Source organism: Marinilactibacillus piezotolerans, from assembly GCF_900114235.1.
In the GTDB taxonomy this organism is placed as follows: Bacteria; Bacillota; Bacilli; order Lactobacillales; family Carnobacteriaceae_A; genus Marinilactibacillus; species Marinilactibacillus piezotolerans.
In genome coordinates, this window is sequence record NZ_FOSJ01000005.1 from 45,477 (window position 1) to 59,118 (window position 13,642).

Below are 13,642 nucleotides of genomic sequence, written 5' to 3' on the forward strand. Positions count from 1 at the left end.
AAAATATTCTAGCATGAATTTTGTGAAATTAATCTAGGAGGATTTTTGAAATGACGAACGGAAAAACTAAAGTCAGTACAGCTTCACTAAAAGTTCTTGAAGGATGGGGAATAGATACAATTTATGGTATTCCTTCAGGAACTTTGGCTCCTCTAATGGAAGCTTTAGGTGAACAAGAAGAAACAAACATTAATTTTCTACAAGTAAAACATGAAGAAGTTGGCGCAATGGCAGCTGTAATGCAACGCAAATTCGGCGGAAATATTGCTGTTTGTGTTGGATCAGGTGGACCTGGTGCTTCTCACTTAATCAATGGTCTTTATGATGCAGCGATGGATAACACTCCAGTTTTAGCTATTTTAGGATCTCGCCCTCAGAAAGAGTTGAACATGGATGCGTTCCAAGAATTGAACCAAAATCCAATGTTCGCAAGTATTGCGGTATACAACCGTCGTGTGGCTTATGCTGAACAATTACCAAAAATGATTGACGATGCAATCCGTACAGCGCTAGCTAAAAATGGAGTAGCTGTAATCGAAGTACCTGGTGATTTCGGTTACCATGAAATCGATGAAGATGCATTCTATTCTTCAGGTCACAGCTATCGTGATTATGTATCTCCAGCGATTAACGAAGCGGATGTTGATGCTGCAGTTGAAATCTTAAACAAAGCTGAGCGTCCTGCAATTTATGCGGGTGTTGGAACTATGGGACACGGTCCAGCAGTTCAAGAATTATCTCGCAAACTTAAAGCGCCAGTCATTGTAACTGGTAAAAACTTTGAAACTTTCGAATATGACTTTGAAGCATTAGCAGGTTCAACATACCGTGTTGGTTGGAAACCAGCTAATGAAACAGTTAAAGAAGCAGATACTATTCTATTCGTTGGATCAAACTTCCCGTTTGCTGAAATTGAAGGTACATTCTCAAATACTGAAAACTTCATCCAAATTGATAATAACCCAGCTATGCTTGGTAAACGTCATAATGCAGATGTTGCGATTCTTGGAGATGCAGGCGAAGCTGTTCAGTCATTACTTGCAAAAGTAACAGAAGTTCCAGAATCAGCTTGGTGGAATGCTAACTTGAAAAACATTCAAAACTGGCGTGACTACATGACTAAGTTGGAAACAAAAGAAAGCGGAGCGTTACAACTTTATCAAGTATACAACGCGATCAACAAATACGCTGATGAAGATGCTATTTATTCAATCGACGTTGGTAACTCTACTCAAACTTCTATTCGTCACTTACACATGACACCTAAGAATATGTGGAGAACGTCTCCATTGTTCGCGACTATGGGGATTGGACTTCCTGGGGGTATTGGTGCTAAGAACGTATATCCAGATCGTCAAGTCTTTAACATCATGGGTGATGGTGCGTTTTCAATGAACTATCAAGATATCGTTACTAACGTACGTTACAACATGCCTGTTATCAACATCGTATTCACTAACACTGAATATGCATTCATCAAGAATAAGTATGAAGATACAAACACAAATACTTTCGGTACTGACTTTACTGATGTAGACTACGCAAAAATTGGGGAAGCTCAAGGAGCAGTTGGTTTCACAGTAAGCCGTATTGAAGATATCGACCAAGTAATGGCTGATGCTGTTAAAGCTTATAAAGAAGGCAAAACAGTCGTAGTAGATGCTAAAATTACTAAAGATCGTCCTATTCCAGTTGAGACATTAAAATTAGATCCTTCATTATACAGTGCAGAAGAAATCAAAGCTTACAAAGAAAAATACGAAGCTGAAGAATTAGTACCATTTAGTGAATTCTTAAAAGCTGAAGGTCTTGAATCTAAAGTAGCTAAGTAATGAACTAAGTAATTTTCTGACATATAACTTACAGATTAATATTAAGAGACCGAACCATAAGTCTTGGAAGGTCTTAAAACTATAGAGAACCTCTGGAAGAGTTGTATTTTTACAACCCTTTTAGGGGTTTTTTTAGTGTAACGAGTTCTTCATATTAAACCACCTTTTCCTATTGACTTTAGTTTAGAATACCTTTACCATCCCATTGATCATTAAAATGCAGAAACAAGAAACAAATCCCACTCATCACGGGCACGGAATAGACAGTGCAGATTTAAAGCATGAACTTGCAGCGATCGGGTTTGAAAAAATGCAGATCGATCAGTTCTATGATGCTGAAAAAGAGAGTGCAGGACAAGAAGCTTCTCGATATGTATTGAGTGCCAGAAAACCTTTATCATAAAGAATGGAATAGTCACTGATCAGTACTCTCAACGTATATAATCGTTTAGAGTACTGATTTTTACTCTTTATAGAAGGGCTATGAGGTGACAGTCTCAAAAGTAGAAGGAACCTGTTATAATAGACTAAAGTTGTTTTAATAATAAGCTGGATCAAATGCATCTCTGAAAGGAAAACGGATATGGAAAAATCGTTTGACCATAAATTAAATACAATCAAGTGGATCGGGATAATTACAATGCTGATCGATCATATGGGCTATTTTTTATTTCCACAGTTATTATGGATGCGAGTAATAGGGCGAATTGCTTTTCCTTGTTTTTTATATGGCATTATAGAAGGAACAAAGCGGACTAAAAATTATAAAAAGTATATTATACGACTATTAATACTTGGAGTAATCTCTATGCCGATCACACCGAACACTTTAAATGTCATCTTCTTACTTGCTTTATTCTCCCTTTCTATAAAATATAAGAAATATTTTATAGTGTTTTTACTCTTGAGCATCCCAGTGGAATATGGAGTTTATGGTATGTTGTTTGGCTGGGGAATATATTGGATGAAGGAGTATAATCGCGACCAAGGTATTTTGTTTTCCATTATTATACAATTTATTATGGGTGTTTCGGTTCAAGCATTTTCTTTAATGGCCCTTCCATTGTTTCTAGGTAATATAAGAATTAAACTTCCTAAAGTATCTAAGTATTTTTTCCTACGTGTTTTACCCGCTGCATCAAGGAATCTTAATATTCATTGTGACTTGGATAAATCAATAGAAATCGAAAAATAAAATTTTTAAACTGATTTAGAATAATCTCAGTATTTGTTTATACAAGCAAATAAAATGACATAATACCAATTAAATAGTAAACTAAATGATACCCCTTGTTAAATAGACTCGCGAAACGAAATTATTTAGTCCTTAAAAGCTACTGTAAGCAATCTCTGGGAGGAGACACTATTAAATGGAATTAACTGAACTATTAAAATCGGTAGAGATTGATTCGAAACGTCTTTCTAAAGAAAAAAAGTATACTGAAAAATTGAATATAAAAAAAGTAGCATATCATTCAAAAGAAGCTGGTCAAGATACACTCTTTGTTTGTATCAAGGGTCATCTTGCAGATGGTCATCAGTATGCAGAAAAAGCTGTAGCTAAAGGTGCAACTGTCATTGTAGTAGAGGAGTTTATCAATGGACTGGATGTTCTTCAGATCAAAGTAAAAGATAGTCGTGAAGCTTTAGCAACTATATCAAGTAATTTTTTTGAACATCCTTCTAAGTCTATGCGAATTTTTGGAGTCACAGCAACTAATGGTAAGACGACAATTACATATATGACTGATGAAATCTTTAAAGCATATAACTTGAAAATCGGTCTTATCGGCACTATTATTACTAAAATTGATCATGAAGTAGAAACCAGTGTACTGACTACACCTGAATCTTATGATTTGCAAAAATATTTTTCAAAAATGGCGGATGAAGAAATTTCTCATGTCTCTATGGAGGTTTCATCTTCAGCACTGGAACTTAAGCGTGTTCACAGAACAGATTTTGATGTAGTTGCTTTTACGAACATAAGCCCAGAACATATTAAATTACATGAATCTTTTGAAGCTTATTTTGATGCGAAAGCTTCTCTTATAAGAAATGCATCAGCAGATAGCTTTGCAATTCTTAATATTGACGAACCGCTATTAAATCCACTCATACACCAAACCGAAGCTCAAGTTGTAACCTTTGGTATTGAGAACGATTCAAGTACTGTTAAAATAACAGATATTGACCTATCTTCTGGGAAACCATCTTTTGTCATCAATATTATGGACCCTTTTAATACATTAGATGGAACGCAAATAAACCCTGAAACATTCAAAATCCAATTATCGGTTCCAGACTATCATTCTATATATAATGCAACGACAGCAATCCTAACGGCATTAATTAATAATATCCATCCCTCTTGAATACGTTAAAAGAGGGATTGAGAACTTCAAAGGAGTAGAACGAAGGTTTCAAATCCTTTATGATCAAGAATTTAAGGTCATTGATGATTTGCTACTCAATAAAAACAATATCGATTCCTGTATGGAAGCAATTGGACATCTGAAATACGAAAATATGCATCTTGTGCATGCTATCAGAGGAAGTAATGGACCAGAACTAAGCAAAGAAATAGCAGAATCTATAGCCGGATGGTTTAACAAAATGAATATAGAAAACATCATTTTAACAACTAGTCGATCACATGTAATGAAAAAAGATCAGGTTACGGAAGAAGAGCTGAATGCATTCTTAGAAGTGATGCAGAAAAATAAAATAAACGTAGCCTTTTTTGAAGAATTAGACGATGCACTGCAATTAGGCGTTGAACGTTTAAATCCAGAAGATATTTTATTGATATCTGGAGCCCATTCAATGGATACCGGAGCCAGAAAAACGTTAGAATTATTGAAGCAAATGTACCCTGATGTTAATCATGAGGCAATAAATAATGTATTAAGTTCTAAAATAATTGGTATGAATTGAGATTGAGTAAGTAAAATAAAGTTAACTGGCTATGTTAGGACTAGAGTTTAATAGGCTTAATATAGCTGGTTTTGTATATTGAAAAAACGTTTTTTAATCAGTATAACGCCAGTAAGGCAATGTGTATCCTTAGTAAACTATTTTAGAAAGCATGCTTTTTTCGAAGATAATTATTTATAGTTGACAAAGTAGAAAATGATGGTAAACTAATTGTGTAATCGGTTACAGATAGAGGGAGATAAGATGACTACAATCAAAGATGTTGCAGAATTTGCTGGGGTATCCGTTGCCACAGTCTCAAGAACGTTAAATAATAGTGGATATGTGGGAGAAGAATCAAGGAAAAAGGTAGAAAGAGCGATCAAAACTTTAGAATATTACCCTAATGAAGTGGCTAGGTCCTTGTTTCAAAAAACATCTAAGATGATAGGATTATTACTGCCTGATATCTCTAATCCATATTTCCCCTTACTAGCAAAGGGTGTCGAAGATTGTGCTCAAGAAAAAGGGTATATGGTCATACTAGGAAACGTAGAAGACAATTTAGAAAAAGAAAGTACTTATGTTAAATTTTTTTCGCAATATAATGTTAGTGGGGTTTTATCTGCATCTGCTATACAGAAAGATGCAAAATCTAGTATACCGTTTGTATTGTTAGATAGAGCGATGGAAAAAGAAGATTACTCTATCTCTACAGATGATCTTTTAGGGGGTAAGCTGGCGGCTAGAGCCATAGAAGAAACGAAGGCTGAAAATGTCATTGTAATGGCTGGACCAAAAAAAGTACCTGGAGCGAATGATCGACTTACTGGAAATCTTCAAGTTCTAAATCATTCTAATATAAATTATAAAATATTTGAAACCAATACTTATCAAGTTGATAAAGCGGAGAAAATAGCAAGAAATCTTTTTGAGACATTTGAAAATTTTGATAGCGTAATAGCTAGTAATGATGTATTCGCATTGGCAGTTATGAAAGAAGCTATGCGAAGAAAATATCGTATTCCAGAGGATTTACAAATTATCGGATACGATGATATGCCCTTTAGTCGGTATATGTTTCCAGGCCTAACCACAATTGCTCAACCAGCATATGAAGTAGGTTATAGAGGAGCGGAAATGTTATTTAATTTAATTGAAAAAAAATCAATTACGCAAAAAAAAGTTATTTTAAAGCCGGAATTTGTTCAGCGAGAAACTTTAAGATAGGAGCTTAGAAATGTCAAATATTATAGTGGTAGGAAGTATATCAACCGATTTTATTGTCGGAGCAGATAAAAGACCTTTAGTAGGAGAGACGATAGAAGGAAAAAGTTTTACAACAGATTTTGGAGGGAAAGGAGCTAATCAGGCAGTTGCTTGTGCTCGCTTAGGAGCAAATACAACGATGCTAGGAGCTGTTGGAGGAGATGAATTTGCGGAAAGACTTTTACAGAATCTTCAAAACAATAATATAAATATAAACAATGTGGAACGGGTTACACATTCTCCTTCAGGTTCAGCAGTAATCACCTTGGTTAAAGGTGATAATTCTATCATATATGTACCAGGAGCAAATGCTAAGTATAGTCCACTAGATGTCGAAATTTACTTTAAAAATAAAAAAGATGAAAAAATTGATTTAGTATTAGTACAAAATGAGACAAAAGTAGAAACTGTAGAAAGCTTAATTGATCTATGCAATTTGGAGAATATACCTGTTTTATTAAACCCAGCTCCAGCTAGAACAATAACAAAGGATACTATTGAGAAACTAACATTTCTGACTCCAAATGAAACAGAGTTTAAGGCGCTGTTTCCAAATGAAATTCTGGAAGATGTCTTAATGCAGTATCCAAAGAAATTAATAGTGACTTTAGGGTCAAAAGGAGCAGTATTCCACGATGGTAAAACGATTATTAAAGTACCGTCAATACCTGTTGAAAATGTAATGGATACTACAGGAGCAGGAGATACCTTTAATGGAGCATTCTCTGTAGCAATTACTTCTGGTCTACAGATGGAAGAGAGTATAAAATTCGGAAACTTGGCCGCAGCTATTGCTATTCAAAATGAAGGAGCACAAAATGGAATGCCTATACTAGATGAGATGAAGGGAAAAATAGAATATGAAAAAAAATGGGATATTAAATAGTGAAATCAGTAAAATATTAGCTGATATGGGACATACGGATCAATTGATTATTGCAGATTGCGGCCTTCCAGTCCCTAATGGAGTGAAAAAAATCGATTTATCGATATCTGAAGGAATACCCAGTTTTGAAGAACTTTTAAACTTAATGATGAATGAAATGAAAATAGAAAAAGCAATATTGGCTAAAGAAATAAAAAATAAAAATGCGGATCTAAATAGAAGAACAGTAGATAAATTAAAAAAGTCTGACATTGAAGTTATCTATATACAACATGAAGAATTTAAAGAACAGTCTAAATTTGCTAAAACCATTATTCGAACTGGAGAATCTACACCCTATGCAAATGTGATTTTACAATCCGGAGTATTATTCTAGGAGGTGCAAAAATGAACATAGAAATGAAAGGGGTTACTAAGTCGTTTGGGAGTAACACCGTCTTAAGAGGAGTGGACTTTAATCTACTAGCTGGTGAAGTACATGCACTCATGGGAGAAAATGGGGCAGGAAAATCTACCTTAATGAATATCATGACAGGACTACACAAAAAAGATGATGGACAAATAGTTATTGATGGAAAGGAGCAGTTATTCGAGAATCCAAAGGAAGCTGAAAATTATGGTATTAGCTTTATTCATCAGGAAATGATTACTTGGCCGGAAATGACCGTTTTAGAAAATTTGTTTATGGGAAAAGAAATAAAAACAAATTTTGGTTGGATAAAAACAAAAGATATGAAAAATAAGGCAAACAATATTTTTAAAGAACTGGGAATCAATATTGACTTTGAGAAACAAATGAAGACATTAAGCGTAGGGCAGCAACAATTAGTTGAGATTGCAAAAACGTTAATGAATGATACTGAGGTCATCATAATGGATGAGCCAACAGCTGCATTAACGGATAGAGAAATTGAGCTATTATTCAAAATAATTAATCAACTTAAGGAAAAAAATGTAGCGATTGTTTACATTTCTCATCGAATGGAAGAAATTTTTAAAATTAGTGATCGTGTAACAGTTATGAGGGATGGAATCTCAATCAGTACTAAACCAACCAAGGAAACTTATTACGACGAAATCGTTCGTCAAATGGTTGGAAGAGACTTAGAGGACTATTACCCAACTATCGAAAGCGAGAAGGGAGAGGTGGTATTAGAGGTTAAAGAACTATCTCGATCAACCCTTTTTAATGAAATTTCTTTTAAGCTACATTCAGGTGAAATAATTGGATTTTCTGGATTAATGGGATCGGGTCGTACGGAAATCATGCGGGCAATATTTGGGATTGATCGATTAGAAAAAGGAGAAATATTTATAGAAGGTAAAAAAGTAGAGATAAAAACGCCGAATGATGCTATTTCAAAAGGGATTGGATTCCTAACAGAAAATCGTAAAGATGAAGGGTTATTTTTAGATTTCTCTATACGAGATAATATCAGCATGACGGCTTTTGAAGAATTTTCTAAATATGGTTGGATTAATCGTAAAGAAGAAGCAGATTTTGTTGATTTACTAATTAAAAGACTGACGGTTAAAACAACAGATATGGAGTTACCAGCTTCTGCTCTTTCTGGAGGGAATCAGCAGAAAGTTGTGCTTGCCAAATGGATTGGTGCTGGATCGAAAGTATTGATTCTAGATGAACCAACTCGTGGAGTGGATGTAGGAGCAAAAAAAGAAATCTACAGTTTGATGAAAGAATTAACGGAAAGAGGCGTAGGGATTATTATGGTATCGAGTGACTTACCAGAAGTAATCGGTGTTAGTGATCGTGTAATTGTAGTTCACGAAGGAAAAATAGCAGGAGAACTCTCAAAAGAATCTTTATCTGAAGAAAAAATTATGACATTAGCAACAGGAGGATCTTAATGGAAGCTAAATCTAAAAGCATTACTCAAACAAAAGCCAAAAGAAGTGAATTATTTAGGAAGTTAGGGCCACTAATTGCCCTAATAGTTTTAGTTGTTGTGGTAACATTTTTGAATACAAATTTTATCAATCCGACAAACATTTTAAATCTTTTAAGACAAGTATCTGTTAATGCTTTAATTGCCTTTGGTATGACATTCGTTATTATTACCGGAGGAATTGATTTATCAGTAGGATCCACACTAGCGCTTAGTGGAGCTTTGACTGCTGGGATTCTAGCTGCAGGTGTACCACCTGTTGTCGCAATTTTTGCTGGTCTATTAATAGGGGCAGCGTTAGGGTTACTGAATGGGATTGTGATTACCAAAGGTAAAGTAGCTCCATTTATTGCAACGCTTGCGACAATGACAATATTTCGTGGATTAACGTTAGTTTATACAGAAGGGAATCCCATCACAGGATTTAGTGATGATTTCACATTTTTATTTTTTGGAAGGGGGTATCTATTTGGAATACCATTCCCAGTAGTATTAATGGCTATTGCCTTCGGGATACTATTTGTTCTTTTACACAAAATGACATTTGGTCGTAAGACTTTTGCGATTGGTGGGAATGAAAATGCATCTTATATAGCTGGAATCAAAAGTGATAGAGTTAAATATACCGTCTATGCTATTTCAGGAATGATGTCAGCATTAGCCGGACTGATTTTAACTTCGAGATTAAATTCTGCACAACCTACTGCCGGGACCGCTTATGAATTAGATGCAATTGCTGCTGTAGTAATTGGTGGCACAAGCTTAGCAGGAGGAAAAGGACGTATAGTGGGAACACTTATTGGAGCATTGATTATTGGTACATTAAATAATGGATTAAATCTCCTTGGCGTATCTAGTTTTTATCAGCAAGTAGTTAGAGGAATCGTTATTATTATTGCAGTATTGTTAGACAGAAAAAAATAGAATAAATGGAGGAATTAACATGAAAAAACTTTTTGGACTATTAACAATCTTTACAATGTTTCTTTTAGGAGCTTGTGGTTCAGCAACATTAGAAGGAGAACAATCTGATGAAAGTGAAAAAGTAGCAGAAATATCTCCAGATGAAATGACTATTGGTCTATCTATTTCAACATTAAACAATCCATTTTTTGGTCAGCTGCAAGAAGGGGTAGAAGATAAAGCCGAAGAAAATGGTACGACAGTGCGAACGGTTGATGCTCAAGACGATACAGCTACACAAATCAATGGGATTGATGATTTGATTCAACAAGGCGTAGATGTTCTTTTAATTAATCCAGTAGATTCTGATGCCATCACGCCAGCTATTGAATCTGCTAATGCAGCAGGTATCCCTGTCATTACCTTAGATCGTTCAAGTGAAGGTGGAGAAGTCGTTACATTAATTGCTTCAGATAATGTTCAAGGAGGAGAAATGGCTGCAGAGCACATTGTTGAGTTAGTTGGAGAAAATGCTAAAGTTGTTCAATTAGAAGGAACTCCAGGTGCTTCTGCTGCTAATGAACGTGGTGAAGGATTTAATAATGTAGCAAATGAAAAATTAGATGTTGTAGATAGTCAATCTGCTAATTTTAGCCGATCAGAAGGATTAACCGTAATGGAAAACCTACTACAATCCAACTCAGATATTGATGCTGTATTTGCTCAAAATGATGAAATGGCATTGGGTGCTATAGAAGCTATAGAAGCAGCAGGATTAGAAGATATTGTAGTAATCGGATTTGACGGAAATGAAGATGCACTTGCTCAAATCGAAGAAGGTCGATTAGATGCAACAGTAGCGCAACAACCATATGAAATGGGCTCATTAGCAGTGCAAGCAGCCTATGACTATGTCTCAGGAAAAGATGTAGAAAACGTAATTTCTTCTCCATTAGAATTGATGACTGCTGAATAAAAAAAATCTATATTCAATAACAGAGAATCTGGAAAAGGATTGAAGGTCTAGTAAAGAAAATAAGAATAATAAATACAACATTTTTCTCAAGAATAAAGCACAGTACCCAAGAAAATAAGGATACTGTGCTTTAATTCATTCATCATTTTTATTGTTTTTACTTGTATAAGTTGCAGCCCCGATAACGGTACCTAGGGCAATACCAATGGCTAGACCAACAGCTAGATTATCCATCATTAACCCAATTGCAGCTCCTAAAGCTACACCTACACCAATTCCCATACCCGTATTTGAATCAGCAGAAGTATCTTTTTCTTTTGAGAACTCATTATTTTTATCTTCTTTCACAGGTTAGGACTCCTTTATTTTTAATGTAGCACAAACAAATAGTAAAGTACATTCAAATAAAGCGGATACCTCTTTTATGTGGTATGCTTTTTATAAACATACTTGAAAGAAGGAAACTGATGGATTCTCTAATTAGTAAGTTGCAAAAAAAGAAATCAAAATTAAGTAACCTAGAAAATCAAGTTTTGGAATATATTTTAGCAAATCCTATTGAAGTATCAGAGATTACGATTGAGCAATTAGCTGATAAACTTTTTATCTCTACTGCAACAATTTCTCGTACAGCAAAGCATCTTGGTTTTAAAGGGTTTCAGGAGTTGAAATATGCTATCTTACATTATACAAATAAAGAGCGAGGCCAGACCAATATTAAAGAGTTATCAAAAGAAACTTCTCTTTTTAGTGATAATTTAAAGCTCCAAATTTCTAAGTCTTTTGAAAATGTTAATGATGAAGTTGTCAGTAAAGTAACAAAGCTAATGAAAGAAGCTGATACGATAGAAATTATAGGAGTAGGTGGAAGTTTACCAACTTGTATAGATACAGCAAAAAAACTTATAGCATTAGGGAAAAAAGCTACAGCTCGAACAGACTGGGATGAATTAAGATCGATTTCCAGATCATTAACTCAAAGAGACTTAGCTATAATAGTCAGTTTAAGTGGGGAAACAATCCATGTTACTGAATATGCTACTAATTTTGTAAAAAATAATGTACCTATTATTGCTGTTGTAGGAGTCAATAATAGTTCTTTAGAGAAAATGGCTACCTATACTCTAAAGGCAATTGTTGAACCCCTATATTTTGGAGAAGTAGATTTGAGTTCTAGAGTAGCACTAACTGGTATATTAGATTTATTGTTGATTCGATATGCTGGAGAGAAGCATTAGATAATGTAAATCGGTACATAATCGTGTAAGAACTTCCAACGTTATGTAAGCGGTAGCATTTCGCTATTATAGTCCATATAATAAAAGTATATTAAATGCCCGGGCAAATTTAGCAAAGGAAGGGATAAAAATGAAAAACAAGAAAAAAGTAAGTTTTTGGGAGTTTTTTCAGGGATTAGGTAAAACATTCATGTTACCTGTAGCATTGCTTGCATTTATGGGACTTTTACTTGGGATTGGTAGTTCATTCTCAGGAGAATCAACGATTGATGCATTACCATTTTTAGGAAATCAATTCTTACAAATAGTTTTTCGCTTTATGTCAACAATTGGAGCATTTGCATTTAGTTATTTACCAGTGATGTTTGCAATGGCAATTCCGTTAGGACTAGTAAGAAAAGAAAAAGGGATTGCTGCTTTTTCAGGATTTGTAGGCTATACGATTATGAACTTATCCATAAATTTTTATTTAACAGAAAATAGTTTACTGGCTGATCCAGAAGAATTAAGAGAAGCTGGACAAGGAATGGTTTTTGGAATTCAGACAATTGAAATGGGTGTTCTTGGTGGAATTATTGCTGGTTTGTTAGTTTACCAACTTCATAAGCGTTTCTATACTATTCAACTTCCAGATAGCCTTTCCTTCTTTTCAGGAGTAAGGTTTGTTCCTATTATCACTTCTTTAGTCTTAGCAGTTGTAGGGTTGATTATACCGATCATTTGGCCAATATTTGCGGTAGTAATTACCGGAATCGGTACACTGATTCAAAGCGCTGGAGTATTTGGGCCTTTCTTGTTTGGTGCGGGGGAGCGATTGCTATTACCATTTGGATTACATCATATCCTAGTGGCTATGGTTCGATTCACAGAAGCAGGTGGATCAGCAATTATAGAAGGAAATCAAATATTTGGTGCATTAAATATCTTCTATGCGGAGTTACAACAAGGCCTTCCGATATCAGGCGATGCAACGGCGTTCCTTTCGCAAGGGAAAATGCCTACATTTATTTTTGGGTTACCTGCCGCTGCCTTAGCCATGTATCATGCAGCAACGCCTAAAAATAGACACAAAATAAAAGGACTATTGATATCAGGTGTTGTAGCAACAGCAGTTACGGGTATTACAGAACCAATAGAATTTCTCTTCTTGTTTATAAGTCCTTTACTCTGGATCTTCCATGTTATTATGACTGGTTTAGGATTTATGATTATGCCGTTAGTGGGTGTTGTCATTGGGAATACAGATGGAGGATTACTCGATTTTCTTATTTTCGGTATTATGCAAGGAAATTATACTAGATGGTGGATGGTTATTGTAATAGGTGCAATCTGGTTTGCGTTTTATTATTTTGTATTTAAGACAGTTATTCTAAAGTTTGACTTAAAGACTCCTGGACGAGAAAAAGTTACAGATGAAACAGAATATACGGAAGAAGAAACTCATTACAAGAAAAAAGGAAGTTACAATGTGCCCGAAATGATTGATGCTTTAGGTGGAGCACAAAATATTGAAGTAGTGGATAATTGTATTACTCGCTTAAGGTTAGTTTTGAAACAGGGAGCAATCGTTGATGATAATAAACTTAAAGAACTGGGTGCTTTAGGAGTTGTTCATCTCGGAGAGAATAATGTACAAGTTATCGTAGGGACTAAGGTAACGAGTGTCAGAAATGAATTAGATTCATTGTTATATGATTAGGAAGGAGAAAAAGTGT

General features: G+C 34.8%; 14 protein-coding genes. 13 read left to right on the top strand and 1 reads right to left on the bottom strand.

Translation table 11 applies throughout. The features are described 5' to 3' along the window. Positions 1-50 precede the first annotated feature (50 nt). The 11 genes from spxB (at position 51) to BM212_RS02335 (ending at position 10,689) form a co-directional block, all read left to right on the top strand. Positions 51-1,832 (top strand): pyruvate oxidase, encoded by a 1,782-nt coding sequence (spxB, locus tag BM212_RS02290; protein WP_072693089.1) that lies wholly within the window; start codon positions 51-53, stop codon positions 1,830-1,832. A 217-nt stretch (positions 1,833-2,049) separates the two neighbouring features. Continuing rightward, positions 2,050-2,235 carry a hypothetical protein gene (locus BM212_RS02295; RefSeq protein WP_091895910.1) on the top strand — a complete coding sequence of 62 codons (186 nt, stop codon included), beginning with the start codon at positions 2,050-2,052 and terminating at the stop codon, positions 2,233-2,235. A 180-nt stretch (positions 2,236-2,415) separates the two neighbouring features. After that, positions 2,416-3,027 carry a TraX family protein gene (locus tag BM212_RS02300; protein WP_091895913.1) on the top strand — a complete coding sequence of 204 codons (612 nt, stop codon included), beginning with the start codon at positions 2,416-2,418 and terminating at the stop codon, positions 3,025-3,027. Between the two features lie 175 nt (positions 3,028-3,202). Further along, on the top strand, positions 3,203-4,207 hold the full coding sequence (locus BM212_RS12795) for a Mur ligase family protein (protein WP_245750916.1): 1,005 nt from the start codon (positions 3,203-3,205) through the stop codon (positions 4,205-4,207). Between the two features lie 88 nt (positions 4,208-4,295). Beyond that, on the top strand, positions 4,296-4,769 hold the full coding sequence (locus tag BM212_RS12800) for a hypothetical protein (RefSeq protein ID WP_245750917.1): 474 nt from the start codon (positions 4,296-4,298) through the stop codon (positions 4,767-4,769). 243 nt (positions 4,770-5,012) lie between these two features. Beyond that, positions 5,013-5,978, top strand: a complete 966-nt coding sequence (locus tag BM212_RS02310) for a LacI family DNA-binding transcriptional regulator (protein WP_091895916.1) — start codon at positions 5,013-5,015, stop codon at positions 5,976-5,978. Between the two features lie 10 nt (positions 5,979-5,988). Further along, complete coding sequence (locus BM212_RS02315; protein WP_091895919.1) at positions 5,989-6,903, top strand: ribokinase; 915 nt, start codon at positions 5,989-5,991, stop codon at positions 6,901-6,903. Continuing rightward, positions 6,878-7,279, top strand: coding sequence for a D-ribose pyranase (gene rbsD / locus BM212_RS02320; protein ID WP_091895922.1), 402 nt, complete (start codon positions 6,878-6,880; stop codon positions 7,277-7,279). The genes BM212_RS02315 and rbsD overlap by 26 nt, the downstream gene beginning before the upstream one ends. A gap of 11 nt (positions 7,280-7,290) precedes the next feature. Then, on the top strand, positions 7,291-8,772 hold the full coding sequence (locus tag BM212_RS02325; protein ID WP_091895925.1) for a sugar ABC transporter ATP-binding protein: 1,482 nt from the start codon (positions 7,291-7,293) through the stop codon (positions 8,770-8,772). Further along, positions 8,772-9,734, top strand: coding sequence for a ribose ABC transporter permease (gene rbsC / locus BM212_RS02330; protein ID WP_072693069.1), 963 nt, complete (start codon positions 8,772-8,774; stop codon positions 9,732-9,734). The genes BM212_RS02325 and rbsC overlap by 1 nt, the downstream gene beginning before the upstream one ends. A 19-nt stretch (positions 9,735-9,753) precedes the next feature. Further along, positions 9,754-10,689, top strand: coding sequence for a D-ribose ABC transporter substrate-binding protein (locus tag BM212_RS02335; protein WP_091895928.1), 936 nt, complete (start codon positions 9,754-9,756; stop codon positions 10,687-10,689). A 135-nt stretch (positions 10,690-10,824) separates the two neighbouring features. On the opposite strand, the gene BM212_RS02340 is transcribed toward BM212_RS02335, so the two are convergent. Continuing rightward, a complete protein-coding gene (locus BM212_RS02340; protein WP_091895931.1) occupies positions 10,825-11,037 on the bottom strand; it encodes a glycine zipper domain-containing protein in 213 nt (70 codons plus the stop codon). 119 nt (positions 11,038-11,156) lie between these two features. Between BM212_RS02340 and BM212_RS02345 the strand changes: the two genes are divergently transcribed. Together BM212_RS02345 and malX are read left to right on the top strand one after the other, a co-directional pair. Further along, positions 11,157-11,927, top strand: coding sequence for a MurR/RpiR family transcriptional regulator (locus BM212_RS02345; RefSeq protein WP_072693065.1), 771 nt, complete (start codon positions 11,157-11,159; stop codon positions 11,925-11,927). A 130-nt stretch (positions 11,928-12,057) separates the two neighbouring features. Beyond that, on the top strand, positions 12,058-13,626 hold the full coding sequence (gene malX, locus BM212_RS02350; protein WP_072693063.1) for a maltose/glucose-specific PTS transporter subunit IIBC: 1,569 nt from the start codon (positions 12,058-12,060) through the stop codon (positions 13,624-13,626). Positions 13,627-13,642 lie beyond the last annotated feature (16 nt).